Genomic DNA, 21,138 nt, shown 5'->3' with positions numbered 1-21,138 from the left:
ATAAAAATAGATGTATTAGAATCTTTTATATTCTAATACATCTATAATTTCCATTTTAAATTTGTCTAAGTATTTTTCTTATTAGTTGCACATAATATAAATATTGCGTCTTAACTAGGGAATCTATTATATTCCTGATATAAGATTTAATTTATATCTATAACCATCTTCTGTTTCTTCATATTTTTGGAATCCAATACCCTCAAACAATTTTTGTGACCCAATATTATATTTATATATTTCATTAACCATAAGACAACTATATTCTAGTTGTTTTCCGCGTTCAACGAGTGCCGTAACAACTTTATTACCAATCCCTTGACCACGATAAGACTCAACACCGATAACAATAGGCATATCTTTGCTTGAAAATGTCACATCACCTATCGGGATATATTTATCACCATCTTGTACCTCATTAAAATACAATTCACCATATTCATTCAGATAGGAATACATTTTGCACAATCTTTCCATATCATATGGTTCATTCTCTCCATCTACCAGCATTAGCATTTCTTCATCTTGATACCATTCAAGAGCAAACTCAAAATTATTATCAAATTTGCGTAACCGAATATCATCGCTTACAATTATATATTCTGGTTGTTTTATATCTAAAATTGGCATTTTGACTACCTCCCAAAATATAGATTTCCTGCTTCGTATAAATATACTGATAAACTGTTAAATATAAATAATGTGTATCTAAAGTAGACATCTATAACATCTATAAGTATCATTAATACTAAAACCTGCAGCTAAAGCTGAATTTAATTCTTCAGTATTATCTTCATCAATAAAATATAGGACTTCCTTTAATGTGCCAAACTCGCTATATAATTGCATCAATACTTCATCAATTAAAATGCTTTCAATATTTTTATCTTTATATTCATCATCAATAAACAAACCAAAAATTTCTGCGCTTTCTTCAACTGTTTTAACGAAAATGCTTGCATGAATCACTTCGTTTTCTTTAAAAACAAATACTCGAAATCTTTCTATTTCTTTTTCTAAATTCTTGCTATTATAATACATTCCTAAAGGAATCGCATATTTGTCATGAAACATTTCATATTCTTTAAAATTTTCCTTAGTAATCTTTTCTACCAAATCATGTTTAGGATTTATATGTGATTGTAAATTATATAATCTAGTATCTATTAAAGAGTCGGTGCATCTAAAATTTCTTTTCTTGAAATATTTATTAGCATTGGTATTAGAAAAAGGTACACCTATGAATAATTCATGTCCAGGTAATTGCTCACCTATATAAGCAATAAGTTCATCTGCAATCTCATCATAATTTTCTTTTATTAAGAACATTGTTGTTTGTGCATATTTTTCGTCGAATTCCCAAAAGTATATACAAACTCCACATAATACATCCTGACGATAACAAGCTACTATTCTTTCAAACTCTGAAACTATAGCCCTGTCAATATATTCCTTAACCATTTCTATTGAACTTAACCTATGATAACTTGCATATAAATCATCTTGACTTAACTCCCATGCAAAATCCATCACTTCATCTAATTTGCTAACTGTTTTTATCATAGTCTGTACCCCCTTTGAAATTAATTCTTAATTTTTATTTAATACCTATTAGTTGCACATAATACTACAAATCTTCACCTCTAGTATATATTTCACATACCATAATATCAACCAAAATTAACCATTTACTCTTCCTATATCTCTAATTATCCAATGTCATCTGTCAAATGGCCCATTTTAAGGGGTCAAAAAAGGGTGTTTTTACACCAATTTTTGACCCAAATTTCATCCTCAAACCACTATATGTTGTGGTCAAAGTCTCTTATTCCTTCCCAGAACCACAATATGTCATCAGAATTGCTGCCTCAACGTGCGGCGTATGCGGAAACATATCCATACATTTAACCTTCTCTACCTTATACCCTCTTTCCTCAAAGATAGGCAAATCTCTCGCTAAAGACCTTGGGTTACATGATACATAGATGAATTCTTCTGGTTCAAAGTCTATTATTTTGTGTATAGCCTTTGGATGAATGCCATCTCTTGGTGGGTCAAGGATTATTAGGTCAGGCTGTTCTTTGAGCTCTGATACCTTTTCCATTACGTCTCCTGCTATGAAGTGGCAGTTGTCCAGTCCATTTAGCTTTGCATTTTCCTTTGCTGCTTCTACTGCTTCTTCTACTATCTCTATACCTATGACTTTACTAGCTACAGCTGCCATGATTTGAGCTATTGTACCAGTTCCACAATATAGATCATATATAAGCTTATCTTTTTTATCTCCTGCAAAGTCTCTAACTATGGAATATAGCTTTTCTGCCCCTAAAGTATTAGTTTGGAAAAATGAAAATGCTGATATTTTAAATCTAAGTCCTAGGATTTCTTCTATTATATAATCCCTTCCGAACAATACCCTTGTCTCATCGCTTTGAACTGTATCCGAAAGATTGTCATTTATAGTGTGTAAGAAGCCTACAAGCTCTCCCTGAAAATCAATTCCTTTAAGCCTCTCGATAAGTTCATTAAGATTTAACTGTTGTTGTGATGAAGTCACTAAATTAATCAGAAGCTCTCCTGTCTTCATAGCCTTTCTAACTACTAAATGTCTAAGTACACCTTCATGGCTCCTTTTATTATATAGTGCTACACCTTTTTCTTTGAAATAGCCTAGAATATTGGTCAGTACTTTTATAAAATCTTCATCCACTATCTTACAGCCGTCTACTGTAACTATCTCATAAAACTTGCCTTTTTGATGCATACCAAGAGTTAACTCTCCGCCCTTTTCCACATCACCAAAAGTAAACTCCATTTTATTTCTATAGTCGTATTCTATGGGACTTGGTTCGATTCCTAGATATTCAAAATCACCAATCTCTGCATCCTTTAATAGCTTTAATACTTGATCGCTCTTCATATTTAGCTGGTCATTATATGAAATTGTCTGATATGAACATCCTCCACATATGCCAAAATGCTTACAAAATGGTTCTTTTTCCATAGGTGCTCTTTCTAAAACTTCTAATATCTTTCCTTCAATTTTATCCTTTCTTTTCTTTGTAATTCTTATTTTGACTTTTTGGCCTTTTATAGCATTCTTGATAAGTATATTATTATCTCCTACTTTTGCTATTCCTTTGCTCGGAAACTCTACTTCGTCTATATAAACTTCTAATATATCATTCTTTTTAATCACAATCTCCTCCTATGTATAACTGTAAATGTTTATATAATATTATATAATAATATCTCTAAAAGCAAATAGAAATATTATTATAAACATGAAATAAAACCCCTAGACTTATTGTCTAAGGATCAATTATTGTTATTTTACAAAAGAGCTAAAGTTTCCTTTAAAAGCTTTTATTCTTAAATACTTATCTTCTGGTAATGACCCAATCATTATATGTACAAGTGCCAATCCTACTATTACCCCAAGGATAAAATGTATAGCTGGTAATTCTGTCAGTATATCTTTAGTTATAAATCTCACAACATTAAAAATAGCAAATAGCATAACTCCTAATTTGAATTCTTTTCTCATTAAGTTACCTCCTAATTTCTCTTCTCTCAAATCTCTTTTACATAGTTTTCATATAATACACTTTTACAATTAAACCTAATAATAGCTGTACCATTGCAGCTATAACTAGTGTTGAAAACACTACTGTATTGAAATACCCAGAGATAATTGCTGCTATAAGCATCAATATAGATGTAATCATCAGCATTGGCATTCCAGATTTACTGCGTATGAGTTTTAACCTTTCATCATTTTCCTTGTTATATAACATCTTAAGCTTCCTATCGTCTTTAATTACCATTCTCAGCTTAATAATTTCAATAAGTGCCCTTATTCCAATACCAAAAATAAGCCCAAGTTGGAATACTGTAACAGTTCCATCTACCACAGCTTCACTACCCATTGCAAAAAATCCATAAGCACAAAGCACTACTGCTCCTAGAATCCCTATAGATAACAGCATTATTCTTCTCTTAACTTTCATTTTAAATTGCTCCATTTCTATACACCCCCATTATTAATCCACATCAGAGAAATCAAAAACTTCTTCAATAGTTAACCCAAAATAACGTGCAATTTTATATGCTAGTACGAGAGAAGCCGTATACTTTCCAACTTCTATTGATGTGATTGTCTGTCTTGTTGTACCCACTGCTAAAGCCAATTCTTCCTGAGTCAATTTTCTTTCTTTTCTTAGTTCCCTAATTCGTGTTTTCATTTTCATCACCTTTTAAATATATGTATAGTTTGCTTTGCATTTTTAGTATAGCAAGCTTTGCAAAATATGTCAAGTTTGCTTTGCATAAAAAAATCTTCCCTAATTAAAAAGGAAGAAGTTTTGCTTTTTATTCTGTTATCAGTTCAGTAGAAGTCAGTTTAGTACTCGGCATTACAATTGTAATACGAGTACCAATATCTACTCTACTTAGTACTTCAAAATAAGCCCCATGACGTTCGATTATCCATTTAGCAATTGATAATCCTAAGCCTGAACCTCCTGTTTTTCTTGCTCTTGATTCATCAGAACGATAAAAGCGATCAAAGATTCTAGGAATATCTTCTGGTGCTATTCCTATGCCATTATCCTGAACTGTAATGCTAACTGAATCATTTCCATTATCAACCCTCAATATAATCTTTTCACCTTCAGGAGTGTATTTTATACTATTATCTACAAGTATTCGTATAGCCTGCTTTATAAGCTGCTTGTCGCCACTGATATAAGCAGGTCCCTTTAAATCTATATCAAAGCTATGAGCTGGATCTATCATTTGTGCTTCACGAACTATCTCATCAACTACTTCACAAGCATCAAAATCTTCTCTATTTAGCTGAATAGTTTCATTATCACCACGAGCTAAAAAAAGCAGCTGCTCTACTAGTTCTTTCATATTCTGAGTCTCACTCTTAATAGCATCAATTGATTCCTGCATAGTTTTTTCATCATTCTTACCCCAGCGATCAAGTAGATTAACATATCCTTGTATGACAGATATAGGTGTACGCAGCTCATGTGATGCATCTGACACAAACCTTACCTGTGACTGATAAGAAGCATTGATACGATTAAGCATATCATTTATGGCAGATGCTAAGTCTTTAAGCTCATCTTGAGAACTATCTATAGATATTCGTTTATCTAGCTTGTTAGCATCAATACTACTGATAACTCCAGCTAGGTCTTTAATATGTCTATCTTCCGATTTTGAACCTAAGGATGATACTTCTGCATTTAGATTCTTAGCTGTTTCTGCAAGATCGTACAAAGGCTTAAGGGTTTGCCTTATCATCCTTGACCCTTTCCCAATTCCCCCAATTAGAATGATTAGCTCAAATACCAGCAAAATAGAAAATAAAGTTAGGAATAATTTCAAATCACGACCTAATGCATATACTATTTGATAGGTTTCACCGTTAATTCTAGTAATCACAGAATAGTTCACTAGCTCAACCTTTTCTAGCAATTTTATCTCTTCACTTATATTTGATAATCCTACACTTCTTTCCCAATTAACATTTCCACCTGGTAGATACTTTTGTACTTTTTGAGGAATTTTAAAACCATATAACTCTTCTATCTTAGAAGATATTCTATAACTCCCAACACTATCATAGACTAGCTGCGAGTTTTGTGGAACTCGCTTCATCATTTCAATGATTTCTTTTATTCCTTCTTCTGTATTCCAAAAAACAACAAAAGAGCCCATTAAAAGAATAAGGACATTAATAGATAAAAATCCAGAGAACATTCTTGCTATCATTTTTGCATTAAGCTTTAAAACCAGAGATGAACGGATTTTTCTTGTAATATTGGTTGAGCTAGAATTGGTATTATTCATCTTTTATCACGTACCCCACTCCACGAACAGTATGAATTAACTTCAGTCCAAAGGGCTCCTCAACCTTTGAACGAAGATATCTAATATACACATCTACTGCATTTGTTCCACCTGAAAAGTCATAACCCCATATATGTTGAAGCAAGGTTTCACGACTAATAACTATATTTTTGTTTTCTAATAGATACTGAAGCAAATCGAATTCTCTTTTTGTTAAATCAAGTGAAGTTTCACCTACTCTGACTTCCCTCTTAATAGGGTCAAGAGTTAACATCCCTGCATTAAGCTCTGCTGGTGCTTTTATCAAATTAGTATTAGATCTTTTCCTAAGAGCTACTCTAATCCTTGCAAGTAGTTCCTCGATTGCAAAAGGCTTTGTGATATAATCATCTGCTCCACCGTCAAGTCCTGTAACCTTATCTACAACAGCATCTCTAGCCGTTAAAAGTATAATGGGTATATCCGAAACTCTACGAATTCTTCTAAGGACTTCGATTCCATTTAATTCTGGCAACATGATGTCAAGTAAAATAATAAAATAAGGTCAAAGGGCTGGGTTGTCGCAAGCTCTAACCCATCCCTTCCATTAAACACTTTCTCTACTTCATAGCCTTCATACTTAAGCTCTAGTTCAATAAAACGTGCTATTTTCTCTTCATCCTCAATTATCAAAATTCTCTCCATTAGACTTATCACCTTTAACTTCTTTTTTTAGACTCTCTGCTACTTCTGCAACTGAATCCATGGCACGATTCACATTTTCCTTTCCCAAATCAGGACCGATAAACATGTATCTATAGCCAAAGAATAATCCTACGATTATTAGAGGAATAGTAACCCAAAACATGAATAGTAGCAATAGTGCTAAGATAGTCACTGGAATAGAGATTACTTTCTGCTCCCCTCTCATGACCTCAAAGCTATTCCTATTCCCTCTGTTTATTATTTCGCCACACCATCTAAAAAACCTTCCTACTAGTTCTCCAAAAGATGAACCATCAACTTTCTTGTACTCATTCTTATAGTTATCTCCACTTCGATTCTCATAAGTATCTTGGTATTTGCTTCTTGAATTGTAATAGCCCCCTCCTTTAGGAACAATTATACGATTTTGCTTTTCAAGGTTGACTAATGCTTCAAGAATATCACCATTAGTCTCTTCAAGAGCTGCCCTTGCCTCTTCATAAGAAATATTTGCATATTCACGTAATTTTTCTACTTGTTCCAATGTAACCATATTTAAAACCTCCTATCCCTTAATATGGTTTAATTATAACAATCTAATCTTTAAGCACAATTCAAGAAATATTAAAATTTCATTAGAATTTAAGTTTATAGAATTAAAATCCTAAAATTATCATCATTAGTAATCCTATGACACACGCCCAAAATCTCTAGCTTCATTATATTAGATAATCAGAAATTTTCAAATATACTTATTCAAATAAGACTTAAAAATAAACATAACCCTAGCAATCTATTAGAGCTTTAAATGCTAGAGTTATTAGTTATAAAATTAATTATTTAATTGCAGTTATCATAGGATCACTTTCAATTGGTGCCTCTAATTCTGTCACTATCTTTACAACTTTTTTAATTGCTTCATCTACCGAATTTAAATCAGAAGGTCGATTATCATCTGTATATAAATCAAACAGTTTTGTAGCAGCACTTCTTCCATTATAAGTAGCTAGCACTTCTTTAAAACCAATTTCTTTTAGCCATGAAACCAAGGTTTTTCCTGAAGGATGGATAGTTTTACATACTTGTGCTTTTGTTATCATGCATTTTATCCTTTCTAAGAAGGAAATAGAAACTTGGTCAAAGCTAACTTCTCCACTAGTAGATAAATTTTTTATTAACTCTTCCTCCGACATGGCAATTGTTAATCCATATTGCAATGCATACTCATTTTCCAAATCTCTATTAAATATAATTAATTTACATGAACTTTCACCTAGTCCCTCTATCCATATATCTCTTTCATATCCATCTTTATAATCGCTTAAGGCCTCATAAAAAATTCTGATACGTCCTCCTGGCTTTAGTACTCTATATAATTCCTCTAAGGTTTTCTTTGGGTCTGGAGTCTGCTCTATAGATGATGCTGCCATGATTCCATCAAAGCTGTTATCTTCAAAGGGTAGTTTTGTTCCAGATTTATAGCTTATAAAGCTGACATTTTGAATACCCATTCGCTTAGCATTTTCTGCGCAAATCTTCACACGCTTCTCAGATGAATCCACTCCTATAACTTCTTTAGCAAATGGTGCCACTATTAATGAAGGCCATCCATCTCCTGGCCCAAAGTCTAATAGTTTTTTCTCTGCGCCATTTGTTGAGTATAGAAAATCATAGAGACTTCCTCTATCATTCCAATGCCATCTTTTGGTTGAATCAAAAGGTTGATAAATAACTGGTAGGCTATATCCTGACTGTGATTCCATTTCGTTATATATAAAATCCTCTGATGAACAAGACTCTGGATTTAGTTCTTTTTCTATCCAATTAAAGATGTTTTTTTCATTATTGCCCTGACTTTTTATTATCATTAAATAACCCCCGTTATCATATTAGTATTTGCTAAAGAATTCTTCAAATTTTTTGATGTTTAACTTAAATGTTAAACCATCGAATGAGTTTCCTCTTACAATCCGAGAATTTCTTACTCGATTACATTCTTCAAAGCCAATTTTTTCTGCCATGGCAATCATAGGATAATTTCCAGACCATGTCTGTGTATAAATATCTGTAACTCCACTTGAAATGTGATAATTAATGAAAGCAGCAAAAGCCTGTGTTCCATAACCCTTATACCAGTAAGATGATTCACATATATCTATTCCAAGTGTATGTAAACACCCTCCTTGAGAAGCAGGTTTCCAATTATATTCCTCATCAATAAGATAAGAGTTGACCCCTCCTATATGAGCTCCTTCCTTAGTATCAATTTCAAATTTCCAACGAAATTCATTGTTAGATTTCTTGTCTTTCAATTTTTTCATTGCATTCTCATAGTACTTTTCTGCATCGAAATTCTTAAAATCTTCTTCAGCCTCCCAAGGTGCATCCCATTCATGCCAAACAATTTCTTCAGTCATCCATCGAATATCATCGGCTATATCTTCCTCTTTATAATCTCTTAGAATAATATCCTTATATGCAATGATCATTCTGTTATTCTCCCTCCATAATTAGCAACTTTCGTCATATATAATTATCTAAACATAGAATCTAACCTATTCAACTAACTAAAATATATACAAAAATAGTGGATACATAAGCATCCACTATTTTTGCTATGCTAAAAGCACCTCTATTTTAATTTTAATCATCCCCTTTCCTACATACTAACCGGTCAATTATATTTTCTCATTTATAGCCTTAAAATCATAGGAAGAGAATAATTATAATTGTTTTTTACCATATACAATCTTTTTAATGGTTTCTTCACTCAGATAATACATGTTGGCTATTTCATCTATAGGTATACCATTTTTATATAATTCAAATATCTTCTCATTTCGTTTTTCTAGTAACTTCTTTGAACCATTTAAATGACCCCAGCCAACTCTCTTACTCTTTTTAGGTATATATATTAACCCTCCGTCAATATACTTCTGTACCTCTTTTAGAAGGTGAGCTGGCAATACTTCTACACCTTTCTTGTAACTCAAATATTAGTACCTCCTGCAATAAAGTATTAGATTTATAGATACCTAATGTATCTTTCATCATAATACCCACCTCCTTTTAACACTTTTTCATATTATATTAGCCTATCCCCTTACCCACCCTCGCTTTAAATTATAAATTAGTACATGGTAGTTACAATACACTTTCTACTTGTACTCATGTGACAATTATGAGCATAAGTTGTTATATGTGGACTCGAACCACTAGCCTTGCTCCTTAGCCGCCAAGCTGCAACTTGACCCTGTTGCTGGGTTTGTACTCACCTTTATAACTTAAGCTACCATCTTTATTTAAATTAACTCTATAGTCCAGTTTAGACTTTGAATTTTGGTGTCTAATTCTCTGTATTCCTTAGATAATTGATCTACTTCCTTTTGTAATTTCCCTACATCTATAGTACTTATAAACTTTACTTCTGTTCTTGAATATCTGTCAAATCTTATACTTCCACTCTCTATTATATGAGATAAAGCTAGTCTTTTTTCCCATATACCATCTCTTTCAGCTAAAGCATCTGCTATTGTCATTTCCTTGTCAAACATGGTTTGGCTATTTGTTCTATTTATTCGCTTTATAATATATGTAAGATCTGTTATACACATTTCTAATTCTTCTAATAGCTCTTCTGGTTCTTCATTTGGACTATCCCCTTCTTGTATCATAGCATTATTTTTAATCCTGGTTTTTAACTGCTCTATTCTTTTTTGTAGTTCCGCCCTCAATATAAGCGCCTCTGCTAATTTCACTTTAATTACCCCCTCAGTTTTCATGTCCTCTATTCTTCTACGCTTTTGTATTATAAACTGTATAAAAAGTTTCTTATCCCTTATTATTAAACAACTCTTGCATATATTATATTAACTCATTTGCCTAATACTTACAATATATTTCTATATCTATTCTAAACTCTCTTTTATATAAATGAAAATAGATAAATAAAACTAATCAAAAACTAAATCTAAAAGAATTTCATGTTCCCAAGATATATTCATATGATACAACGCTTTTTGTAATCACATAAACATCAGATTTTTTTATTTGCAGGATGGTTAAAACTTAAATGCTCCTGCTTATTAGAATAAACAATCACCTTTCTATCGCCCTGTATTCTCCACATATGAACTCCTGTGTCCCCTGTTGCTAACCACACGTTAGTATCTATAGGTAAGTTAAGAAAGCTCCTATAGAGCATAGTTATTATTCCACCATGGGCTACTATGCATATAGTAGTTTTATCTTCTGTATTCTTTATTGAATGTAGTAAGCTAGCAAGAAAATACTCTGCCCTACTTCTAAAATCTATTAGCGATTCTCCCTTTTCAACTGATTGGAAATACTTTCTTCCGCCTTCTGGTTCGGGATACTTAAGTCTAGCTTCTTCCCTTAGAAGTCCTGCTAAAACCCCATTATTCCATTCCATTAAGTTATCGTTAAAAATAACTGAGTGATTCATTTTTCTACTAATAATCTCCGCTGTTTCCTTGGCTCTTTTTAATGGACTTGCAATTATCATATCGAAGCTATACCTTTCCTTTAACCACATAGCTAACTTTTCTGCTTGTTCTTTTCCTAAATCAGTTAAAGGAAAATCTGCTCTTCCTTCATGCCTATCTTCAATATCGGCTACAGATTGTCCATGCCTGATAACTACTAGCTCAATCATCGTTACGCCTCCTATCATATAATATAGATACTACTGTTAGGACAATAACATCTAGTTTTCACCTTTATTATATTCTACAGAAAAATATAATTCAATTTTGAACTTTTAAATAATTTCAATAAATCTAGCGTTCATTTAAACCATTAAATCCATCTGTAACAAGGTTTCAATATAGAATGTTGAATTCTGTATTTTTCATATACAAATTAGTATAACAAAAAATAAAACTACCTTAGGGGATGAAAGAAAATGGATCTAAATGCCTTTAATTATGGAGCTAATGCAGTTGGGTTCATCAAGGATGGAAAAAATATGGTATGATATGTGCCTGGAAAGCAAATTAAGAAAGGTAATATTATCGGAGTCAGTGCTTTGAATGAACATCAACAAATTGTTTTTTCACTGATTTTAAAAACCCCAAAGCTGATTTGCTTTGAGGTTTTATCTTCGCTCTTCAATAGCTGGAACAAAAGGTTCAGGTGCTCTTCCTGAACCTTTTGAACCTAACCTTATAAGCCTATAAAAAATCTTACTATCAAACCTGCTACCATTCCTATAAAAGGATCTGTAGCAGAAGTAACAATAGTGGTAACTCCCGCCACCATAGGTGCATCACTAAGTCCGGTACTAACATTACTAGGAAATACTACCAAAGCTCCTAAAACGAATAGGAATCCAGCAATAGACTGACTAGGAACATATCTAGCTACTTTAGGTAAAAACTTAGCAATAAGAATAGCAGCCATGATAACCATCATCAATACGCCACTTCTTACTGGATTCGGTGCTGCTGCAGTACCGCTAATAATAGCTTCTACCGGACCACCACCAAGGAAAGCGCTTGCAGAGTCAGCAAGACCCGAATATAATGTAATCTTGTCAACATCTACAGCTGCTCCTGCAATACTTCCTGTAACACTTGCATAAGCAATATTGCCTCCTATTTGCAAAGTAACTAAAGCGAGAACACTACGGATGACATTATAATTGCAAATAAACTTCATTGGTTCAAATTTCTCATTACTCAAATCTAAAGGTGTTTCATCTTTTTCAGTTTTTTGTGAATACCGACTCACTAAAATATGAACTATTGTGCTGACAAACACACTTATAACAATAGTGTATATCAAATCACTATCAGTAAGAAAATAAACCAAAATAGCCGAAATCATAGCAACTCCACCTGCTATTTTGTTTTCCTTGCACATCGTGATACCTGCCTTAGCAAGCATGATACCTACACCTGCCATCATACTATTTAGAATAGCTGGTCCGATAAAATCAATGGTGGGATTAAGAAGTCCTAATCCTCCAATAACTGCCATCATGATACCTGTAAAGAATACTATATTTAATCTTTCTACTCTATTTTTACCTAATGAACCTGCCATTACAATAGATTCTGCTTGAAAAGATATAGGAGCAACCTGTCCAAATACCAACATACCTATTGTACCGACTAAAAAACCTGCTGCAGTTGGTAATAATCCAAAACCATAACTAAGAGACAAAAGGCCTTGAGGTAGGCCATTTATCACAACAGCTATTGCAGCTAATAAATCTTGAAAAAACATAATTCTCACGCTCCTTATATGTTTTTTATAAATAATAGAAAGTTTTCATTAGAGCTCACTTAAAGAACTTAACCTCAATGAACGACATAAAAAACCTTAAAAGCTTCTCTTTCTTCTTTATTTTGAGAAATGACTTATCAATTCTTCACTTGTAACAACGTCACCAAATACATAGTCTATATTTTTCAAATATGCATCATGTAGGTCAGGGCTTGTACCTGCTACACAGTCCGATAATACAATAGCACGCATATCTCTTTGATGAGCATCTAGTACTGTTGCAAATACACAAACATTTGTTGCTACACCTGTTAAGATTAGAGCTTTTTTATCTAATCCCTTCATTAAAATATCTAAATCTGTAAGATAAAAACCAGAATATCTTCTTTTTATAATTACATAATCCTTTTCAGTAGGAGCTAATGAGTCAATAATCTCTACACCTTTTGTACCTTCAACACAATGCTCTGGTTCACTTCTCTCTAATTCCATTCCAAAATCTGTTTTCTTTTTATTATGCATCTCCTTAGTGTAAAAAACAGGTACATCATTAGCATATGCCCATTCCTTCATTTTGGAGATGTTTGGAATTAATTCTCTGCCTCCAGGACATTCAATAGGCGCTCCCTCCACAAGGAAATCGTTTTGCATATCAATAATAATTAGTGCACAATCCTCTTTTTTTACTTTTGATAAGTTGTTTATAGTCATTTTCTCCTCTCCTTTTCTTTAAAATTTTGCGTGATACACATGTAAGTGTCATGCTTTTTTTAATTTTCTGATTAATTAAATTATAACATTGCAAGATTATAGTGTATAATATATAATAATTTATAAAATCAATAGGTTTTTCCTATAATAATCAATAGCTGTCTTTAAAATTAGTATTATTATAGATCTATTTAGAATAGCACTAGCTATTATCAAACATTACCTAATTATATAAGGGGAAGAAAATATGAACTATAACATACTCCGTTATATCATTACAGTAGCTGAAGAGGGCAGCTTTACTAAAGCTGCCAAAAAACTTTATATTGCCCAACCCTCCTTGAGCCAAATAATCAAAAATGAGGAGAAAAAACTAGGGGTTTTTCTATTTAACAGAAGTAATAATCCTATAACTCTCACTGATGCAGGTCATGAATATATTCTTTGGGCTCGCCAAATAATATCTTTATATGAAAACATGGAGAGAAGCTTACAAGATTTTTCAAAAAATGAGGCTTCCGTTCTTCAAATAGGTATACTCCCCGAATGTAGTGCTTTTATTCTTCCAGCCCCTCTAAAAGCCTTTCGGGAAGCAAATCCTAAGCGATTAGTACAGATTCACGAACTAAGTAGCAATGATATACAAAAACTCTTGGAGAATTCAGAAGTCGATTTTATTATAGGACTTACCCATCCCGATACATTTACGTATTGCAGTGAACCCCTTTATGATGAAAAAATAGTCTTAGCAGTAACTCCCGAGTTCTCCCCAGCAAACAAGGATGTCAAAGAAGTTGATCTCGCAGATTTTGCAGATGCACCTTTTGTCATGATGGAAGAGGGACAATTTCTCTACAATGTAACCCATGAACTTTGCAAAAGAAGTGGTTATGTTCCTAGAGCAGTAGTTGAGTGCTATAATCTAGAGACTGCTATGCACATGGTCAAGGCAGGTGTGGGAATAGCTATTATACCCGATCTAATGTCTCGCCTAGTAGGTGGGCTCAATTATTATGATATAAAGGGCTTGACTCCACAATCTCAAATATCTGTGGTTTATCGCCGAGACCGCCATCTTCCCAAAGAAGCTAGAGAATTAATAGAACTTATAAAGAAAAATGCTAATAAATAATTTAATTACATTATAAACATAATGTAACATCTGATAGATTAATAAGATTAATGCAGACTCATTGCAAAGAACTAAATCAGTTTTTACATTTAGGTCTCTTGCAAACAAAAAAAGTCGACCCTTATTTTTTCTAAGGAACTAAGGGTCAACTTTTTCTATTTATGCAGTATGCTGTAACCTGTTTCTTTTCGAAAAGATGCATTTCATCTGTCATGAAGAATAGGTGGCTTTTACTATCAGTGCTTTCTAGGGTTTTCTGATGTCAGTAAATTTTCAGATCTGATTCCATCCTGATGTCCTCTGGTTCTACCCTTTTACTTTTCATTACTTTTCTGTACTTATCTGGTATCTTAACTTTTGCCTATCTTTGCCTTGTCATTGAAAGCTAGATTCTCTTTTCCTATTCACGTAAATATATTTCCGCTTTATTTTGTAACTGTTCGGCTATTTCTTGTGCTGCTTTTTCGCCATTTAAGAACAGTTGAACTTCTTCATATAATATAGATTCAAAAGGATCAGATATCATAGGTTTTTTTAGACTGCCTATTATCTTGTTAAGCCTTTCAACATCTTCTTCTGTTGCGATGTATAAACCTTGTTTTTCCATGTACGCTTTGTTTTTTTCCTGCTCTTCAAATACTAGTTCATCTACTTGTCTTTTACTTGCATTGTTATTAACATGAAAATGTGCTTGGAATGTATATCCATCAATAGTTTGCATCTCTTCTGATATTATGAATTTGATAAATTCCCAGACTAGCTCTTGATGCTTAGAATTAGCATTTATAGCTATAAAATCACTACCATATCCCCTATTACCTGTATATTCTCCCTTAGGCACTGGTATCGCATTAAATCCATTAAATACAGCCCCAATACTATTTATATAATGATATGAATGAGCTTGCCCTGGATATATTGCTAGCCTTTTTACCTCTTCATTATTATTCTTATTATCTGCTATATCAATCCACTCCAAGTCTGGATGCATTACATTATCTTCTTTTATTACCTTAAGTAACTCTAGTGTTTCGATGAACTCTTCGCTATTAAACCTTGCCTCTTTTTTATCCCAATCTATATAATAATCTAAATCACTAAGTACTATCCAATCAAATAGCATATAATCATCAATTTTAGGTAAAACATATATCTGTTCTGCACTATTTTCATTTAGTCTTTTTGAAAGGTCATATATATCTTTCCAAATTAAATCCTCGCCTACAGTCACTCCTTTTTCATCTAGCAACTCTTGGTTTAGCACAAAGCAATAAAGAAAATAGTAGTCTGTAGGCATAGTATATAGTTTATCCTTGTATCTTGAGTTATCAATTATATGTGTATTGTAGTCTTTTATATTAAACTCATTGTCTTTTTCTATCATTTCGTCAAGGCTTACTAGCATGTCCTTTTCTATATATGTTCTTATTGGTTCTCCCCCCCGGAAATATAGTATATCTGGTCCCTTGCCTGCAATTAGCTCTGCACTTAATTTATCTCTATATTGAATCACATCAAGATCAGGATATAAATTAACTGTAACCTTTACATCAGGATTTAATTCTCCAAATTTCTTCGCTACTTTTGTTAATCGATTACCATAATCTTGGGTTACTTCTAAAAATATTTCGGTCTTGTTTTCTGCGGTTTCTTCATCCACTTTTATTTCAGAAGCTGATGTTGTATATTTAATTAGTTTATAGTTTCCTCCTGCATCTGCTATTACATATACTTCTTCACTATCATCTACTACGAAATCAAATATGTAATCTATATCTGATAATTCACCTGTATTTAACAGCCTATTTGTCATATTTCCCTTTGAGTCATACTTCACTATCCAGCTTGTGTTTATTCCATATAGATTCTTAGTGTTTTTGTTGTAATATATTTGGTTTGGGAATTCATTGTAGTCGTATTCATTACTTGATATTATCTTATAATTACTTGTATCTATCTTATCTAGAACTCTTTCCTCTATACTCCTGCGTATTGCTAATAGGTTATCTTCTTCATCTATATCTATATCCATATATAGTGTTGAGTCTAGTATTTTTTTAGAGTTAAAATTACTGTCTAATATCTCTATTTTTCCACCTAGTTTCAAGGCATAAATATTGCCTTTGCTATCTATTCTTATCTTTTTTGTGATTTCTTCTGCTGACCTTGCTGTAGTATCAGTTATCTCTCCTATTACGTTGTTCTCATTAATTAAATTAGTTTCATTATCATAAGAAAAGAGCCTTTTACTTATCTTTACTATGTCATTATTCTCATTCGTATCTGGTATTTCTGATAGTATGTACATATTATCATTACTATCAACAGTAAAAACACTTGCTCTTCCCTCAAAGTCTATGTTCATCTCTTTTTTTACCGCTACATTTTCATCTAGGACTACATACTTTCTAATATCCCCTGGAATATATGCTATTAGCTCATTGCTTTTGTTTAGAACTATGCCAGATACATCCTCTACTTTCAACGCATCATTTAATATGACTTCTCTATATTTTACTTCTGTTTTCTTATTTACACTTGCCGTCCTATTCTCTTTAGTGCATCCATAAAGTATAACCAGCAGTAAAGCTATTGATAAAATAATTATTACTTTTTTATTTCTCATTTTTCTCCTCCCCAAATAAAATATAGTTGAAATATTCGCTTGTTATTATTTCCCTTTCATTTTTGTAGTAAATTATAACCTGTCTCCTTCTCAAATAGATGCATTTCATCTATCATGAAGGATATGTTTATTGTGTCATTAGATTTAATATTTAAGCGAGATTGTGCCTTTATAATTATATGACTATTATATAACTTGCTGTGAATTAACATTTCATATCCCATGAGCTCACATACATCTACATTTATTTCAAAACTCTCTGGTGTTTTTTCTGATATTATAATATTTTCAGGTCTAATTCCTATCCTAATAGGTTGAGGCTTTACGTCTTTAAGTTTCAGTGTTTCCCTATACTTGATGGGTATATTTATTTTATGCCCATTCAAAGAAATCAAATATTCATCATCTTCCATAATCAGTTCAGCATCAAGCAAATTCATTTTTGGTGTACCTATAAATGTTGCAACAAATTCATTAGCTGGATTATTGTATACTTCCTGAGGTGAAGCTATTTGTTGAACAAGTCCGTCCTTCATTATCACTATTCTATCTCCTAATGTCATGGCTTCAGTCTGATCATGGGTTACATATATGAATGTCGTCTGCAATCTTTTATGCAGCTTGATTATCTCTGTCCTCATTTCATTTCTAAGCTTAGCATCTAAGTTCGAAAGAGGCTCATCCATTAGAAAGACTTTAGGATTTCTCACTATTGCTCTTCCTATGGCAACTCTTTGTCTCTGTCCCCCTGATAATGCACTAGGTTTTCTATCCAAAAGCTCCTCTATATCTAGAATTTTGGCTGCATTTACGACTCTTTCTTTAATTTCAGCTTTTCCCATCTTTCTTATTTTCAGTCCAAATGCCATATTGTCATAAACTGTCATATGAGGGTATAGTGCATAGTTTTGAAACACCATTGCAATATCCCTGTCCTTTGGTAAAACATCGTTGACTAGTACATCATCAATGTACAATTCTCCAGAGGTTATTTCCTCTAGTCCTGCTACCATCCTCAAAGTAGTAGTTTTACCACAGCCAGAAGGACCTACTAGAACTATAAATTCTTTATCCTGTACTTCTAGATTAAAGTCTTGTACTGCAACTACTTCTTTAGCATATACTTTACATATATTTTTGAGTGTAATAGATGCCAAATCCTTCCCCCCCCTTAGTTATCTATATCTCCTGTACCTTTTTCTCCTCATTAAAGAGCCATCTTAAGTAGTCTCCTTGATGATAAAAGTACACAATGATAATGCTAATCCATATAATCAATATATCTACAATTGAAATCATAACAGATAAACCCAATAAGTATATAAGCATAACAGATACCCAAACTGAGGCTATCAAACATATTCCAGTTCTTAGCAGCATATTTATGATTTCTTTGATTTTGTCTGGTTTCTTTCCTTTTAAAGATGCTAAGCATAATATTTCAAAAATTAAGCCTATACAAAACATTGTAGTATTGAACTTCTGCAGAAAGCCACTTACTTTAACTTCATATATCTGATGATTGTAGTTATAATTAACAAACTCAGTTATATACCTCACGACCATACTTAAACTTTGTGTGATACTAGCAGGATTATCAGGAATCTTATCTGATGATACATAAAGATTGAATGTGACATTCTCCCAGATAAAAAAGCCCAAAGCTGATATTCCAGCTATAGCTAAAAAACCTTTTATATACACTCTTTTCCCATTTTTTATCATGGCTAAAAGGTAATTATTCTCTAAGCTATCCTTAGAATAATACACAGTATGTTTAATAATATCTCCAAGCAACCTAATAATCACATACAAGCAATATACTCCTAATACAAATAATAAAACATCGTACTTCTGCCTTTGCTGACTACCTATTTCATTTAAATTCTCAATTAAAAAATCATTACCAGCCTTCCCTATTAAAGATATTTTGTCTTTTATAACGTCAATGTCTAAGTTACTTCCTTCATTCTTATATTCAAGGTTCCCTATATAGGTTTCAGTTAAGTCATTCATAGTATTAAGAGGTATATAAATACGTGGGTTTCCTATATCAATCAATTTTTCTATTGCTGCTCTCTCTGTAGAGATTATCCCAATTATCTTAAATTTTTCATTATATATCTCAGTCTCCAATCCTAAGACCTCTTTACTACCAAATAAGCTTTCTGCTACTGTATCTTCAATTACTGTAACTTTTCTTCTTAGCCTATTATCGTTTTCATCTATAAAAGAGCCCTCCACTAGCTTGACTCTGTTAAACTCGATAAAATTACCTAATACTCCATATACTTGAACTTGCTTAGCTCCGGGCATTGCTGAGTCCTTGACTGCATAGTATGTTACCATGTCTGGTGATACAATCATATTTAGCTTGTTTATTTGGTCAATATTGAATCCTCTTTCAGCAGGCAACTTCTCTTTTAATCTAATCGTCAATTTTTCATAGCCTACGCTGCTATTTAAGTCTTTTATATACAAATGTATTGATTGGCTTAAGAATAACGAGAATATGAATAAAAACATAAATATATACCTTCTCTCAAATCTAAATCTCATATCACCTTCCTCCCTATTTTATTCTATTGTAACTAGACTGCCCTCAGATATAGGTTTGCTACTTCTTACAATTATACGTTCACTACCCATTAGTCCTGAAAAAATACCTACATTGTTATTATCAGAATCGCCCTCTGTGACTCCATTTCTAACAACATAATATTCTTTCCCTAATGGTCCTTGTCTTTCCTCAAGAATAAAAACAAACTTCCCTTGTTCATCTGTTCTTAGGGCCTGCCTAGGGACAAGGTATTTATATGAACCTATAGGCTTTTTAATATAAACTTCAACTGCTTCTCCACCCTTAAGGTTCTGGTCTTCGAGTCCTACTGTTATTAGTTTTTTGTCTGTATTTTCAGCATCTTTTATTGTCTTTATTTCCCCATTTAATGAACTGCTGCTTTCACTTTTTAAAAACACTTGGACCCTATCTCCAGTCTCTAAATATTGACTTTCCTCATTGTTTACTGCGACGGTGGCTTCAAATCCTTTGTCTGGGCTGTCTAAAACATATAATGGTTTTGAATTATTTGCAACCATTCCTTCTTTAAAGTTGATTTCTTTAATTATTCCATCGTTTGTGGCTATTACAGTACAGTTTTTAATCATCTTTTTTAGCTCTTCGATTTCTATTTCAGCATTTGATATATCAAGCTTCATAAGCTCCATTTCTCTTTCTCTGTTTTCTTTTTCCCTGTCTGACTTCTCTAATTGTTTTTCTAAGTCATTATTTGCATTTTCAAGTTTAATTTTTGCTAGGTCAAGTTGGCTAACAGCGTTATCTAGTTCTCTTTTAGCGACAGCTCCTTCATTATATAATTGTTCTTTTATCTTAACTTCTTCTTCTATTTTTGAGAGTTCAGTTTCTGCTTCTTTTATTTTTTGCTCATATGTATATAGTATATCTTCTATATTTCCTGCCACAGCATTGTCGTATTGGAGCTTTAATCTTTTAAGGGCAATTTCCTTTTTTATTAGATCACGTTCTAAAGGTTCTTTATCTAGAACTAATATAGTATCTCCTGTAACTACCGAATCACCTACAGAAACTTTTACTTCTTTGACTGTTGCAGAAAAATCAATGTAGTGCTCTATCCTTTTTACAGCATTTATTATGCCATCTCTGGCTATTTCTATAATTAAACTTCCTGACTTTGCATCCACAGTGCTAACCTTTGGAAGAGTTAAGTTGCGAATGCTTTTTGAAGTAAATGTGAAAAATATTATTATTACAAGAAAAACCTGACCAACTTTAAGTATTTTTTTCTTTCTCATATCGATTTTTTTAGTATCTTCCACTATAATCCCCCCC

The 21,138-nt window shown here is 32.6% G+C and carries 20 protein-coding genes and 1 pseudogene; 1 reads left to right on the top strand and 20 read right to left on the bottom strand.

Annotated features, from left to right (window positions below; all coding sequences use genetic code 11):
* Positions 1-126 precede the first annotated feature (126 nt).
* The 16 genes and pseudogenes from DW1_RS06615 to DW1_RS06540 all read right to left on the bottom strand — a co-directional run bounded on the left by DW1_RS06615 (position 127) and on the right by DW1_RS06540 (position 13,509).
* On the bottom strand, positions 127-630 hold the full coding sequence (locus tag DW1_RS06615) for a GNAT family N-acetyltransferase (protein ID WP_074349819.1): 504 nt from the start codon (positions 628-630) through the stop codon (positions 127-129).
* Positions 631-708: 78 nt separating this feature from the next.
* Entirely contained in the window at positions 709-1,563 is an 855-nt protein-coding gene (locus tag DW1_RS06610) for a hypothetical protein (RefSeq protein WP_074349818.1), read from the bottom strand.
* Between the two features lie 262 nt (positions 1,564-1,825).
* A complete protein-coding gene (rlmD, locus tag DW1_RS06605) occupies positions 1,826-3,196 on the bottom strand; it encodes a 23S rRNA (uracil(1939)-C(5))-methyltransferase RlmD (RefSeq protein ID WP_074349829.1) in 1,371 nt (456 codons plus the stop codon).
* Between the two features lie 132 nt (positions 3,197-3,328).
* Positions 3,329-3,547 carry a hypothetical protein gene (locus DW1_RS06600; protein ID WP_074349817.1) on the bottom strand — a complete coding sequence of 73 codons (219 nt, stop codon included), beginning with the start codon at positions 3,545-3,547 and terminating at the stop codon, positions 3,329-3,331.
* A 37-nt stretch (positions 3,548-3,584) separates the two neighbouring features.
* A complete protein-coding gene (locus DW1_RS06595) occupies positions 3,585-4,025 on the bottom strand; it encodes a hypothetical protein (RefSeq protein WP_074349816.1) in 441 nt (146 codons plus the stop codon).
* Between the two features lie 18 nt (positions 4,026-4,043).
* Positions 4,044-4,244, bottom strand: coding sequence for a helix-turn-helix transcriptional regulator (locus tag DW1_RS06590; RefSeq protein ID WP_074349815.1), 201 nt, complete (start codon positions 4,242-4,244; stop codon positions 4,044-4,046).
* A 127-nt stretch (positions 4,245-4,371) separates the two neighbouring features.
* Complete coding sequence (locus DW1_RS06585; RefSeq protein WP_074349814.1) at positions 4,372-5,865, bottom strand: sensor histidine kinase; 1,494 nt, start codon at positions 5,863-5,865, stop codon at positions 4,372-4,374.
* Positions 5,858-6,549 (bottom strand): annotated as a pseudogene (locus DW1_RS06580) (response regulator transcription factor). Before DW1_RS06580 ends, DW1_RS06585 begins: the two are co-directional and overlap by 8 nt.
* Positions 6,527-7,102, bottom strand: a complete 576-nt coding sequence (locus DW1_RS06575) for a DUF4342 domain-containing protein (RefSeq protein WP_074349813.1) — start codon at positions 7,100-7,102, stop codon at positions 6,527-6,529. Before DW1_RS06575 ends, DW1_RS06580 begins: the two are co-directional and overlap by 23 nt.
* Before the next feature lie 283 nt (positions 7,103-7,385).
* Positions 7,386-8,417, bottom strand: coding sequence for a class I SAM-dependent methyltransferase (locus tag DW1_RS06570; protein ID WP_074349812.1), 1,032 nt, complete (start codon positions 8,415-8,417; stop codon positions 7,386-7,388).
* A 21-nt stretch (positions 8,418-8,438) separates the two neighbouring features.
* Positions 8,439-9,038, bottom strand: a complete 600-nt coding sequence (locus DW1_RS06565; RefSeq protein ID WP_074349811.1) for a GNAT family N-acetyltransferase — start codon at positions 9,036-9,038, stop codon at positions 8,439-8,441.
* A 234-nt stretch (positions 9,039-9,272) separates the two neighbouring features.
* Entirely contained in the window at positions 9,273-9,542 is a 270-nt protein-coding gene (locus DW1_RS06560; RefSeq protein WP_074349810.1) for a CD3324 family protein, read from the bottom strand.
* 309 nt (positions 9,543-9,851) lie between these two features.
* Complete coding sequence (locus DW1_RS06555; RefSeq protein WP_074349809.1) at positions 9,852-10,307, bottom strand: DIP1984 family protein; 456 nt, start codon at positions 10,305-10,307, stop codon at positions 9,852-9,854.
* Between the two features lie 278 nt (positions 10,308-10,585).
* Complete coding sequence (locus DW1_RS06550; protein ID WP_083605561.1) at positions 10,586-11,224, bottom strand: histidine phosphatase family protein; 639 nt, start codon at positions 11,222-11,224, stop codon at positions 10,586-10,588.
* 509 nt (positions 11,225-11,733) lie between these two features.
* Positions 11,734-12,798: a guanine permease gene (locus DW1_RS06545; RefSeq protein WP_074349808.1), complete on the bottom strand. Its 1,065-nt coding sequence runs from the start codon at positions 12,796-12,798 to the stop codon at positions 11,734-11,736.
* 117 nt (positions 12,799-12,915) lie between these two features.
* Positions 12,916-13,509 (bottom strand): isochorismatase family protein, encoded by a 594-nt coding sequence (locus DW1_RS06540; protein ID WP_074349807.1) that lies wholly within the window; start codon positions 13,507-13,509, stop codon positions 12,916-12,918.
* A gap of 247 nt (positions 13,510-13,756) precedes the next feature.
* Here DW1_RS06540 and DW1_RS06535 point away from each other — a divergent pair, with 247 nt between their 5' ends.
* Positions 13,757-14,641 (top strand): LysR family transcriptional regulator, encoded by an 885-nt coding sequence (locus DW1_RS06535; RefSeq protein ID WP_074349806.1) that lies wholly within the window; start codon positions 13,757-13,759, stop codon positions 14,639-14,641.
* A gap of 400 nt (positions 14,642-15,041) precedes the next feature.
* On the opposite strand, the gene DW1_RS06530 is transcribed toward DW1_RS06535, so the two are convergent.
* The 4 genes from DW1_RS06530 to DW1_RS06515 are packed head-to-tail and all read right to left on the bottom strand — an operon-like array spanning position 15,042 to position 21,125.
* On the bottom strand, positions 15,042-17,267 hold the full coding sequence (locus tag DW1_RS06530) for an ABC transporter substrate-binding protein (protein ID WP_074349805.1): 2,226 nt from the start codon (positions 17,265-17,267) through the stop codon (positions 15,042-15,044).
* A 56-nt stretch (positions 17,268-17,323) separates the two neighbouring features.
* Positions 17,324-18,424 carry an ABC transporter ATP-binding protein gene (ugpC, locus tag DW1_RS06525; RefSeq protein ID WP_074349804.1) on the bottom strand — a complete coding sequence of 367 codons (1,101 nt, stop codon included), beginning with the start codon at positions 18,422-18,424 and terminating at the stop codon, positions 17,324-17,326.
* Between the two features lie 22 nt (positions 18,425-18,446).
* Positions 18,447-19,826 (bottom strand): ABC transporter permease, encoded by a 1,380-nt coding sequence (locus DW1_RS06520; RefSeq protein ID WP_074349803.1) that lies wholly within the window; start codon positions 19,824-19,826, stop codon positions 18,447-18,449.
* A gap of 18 nt (positions 19,827-19,844) precedes the next feature.
* Positions 19,845-21,125 carry an efflux RND transporter periplasmic adaptor subunit gene (locus DW1_RS06515; RefSeq protein WP_074349802.1) on the bottom strand — a complete coding sequence of 427 codons (1,281 nt, stop codon included), beginning with the start codon at positions 21,123-21,125 and terminating at the stop codon, positions 19,845-19,847.
* Between the last annotated feature and the right edge of the window lie 13 nt (positions 21,126-21,138).

The organism is Proteiniborus sp. DW1, from assembly GCF_900095305.1.
Taxonomy (GTDB): domain Bacteria; phylum Bacillota; class Clostridia; order Tissierellales; family Proteiniboraceae; genus Proteiniborus.
The sequence above is the reverse complement of the archived record's forward strand: the minus strand, read 5'-3'. Positions and strand labels throughout refer to the sequence as shown.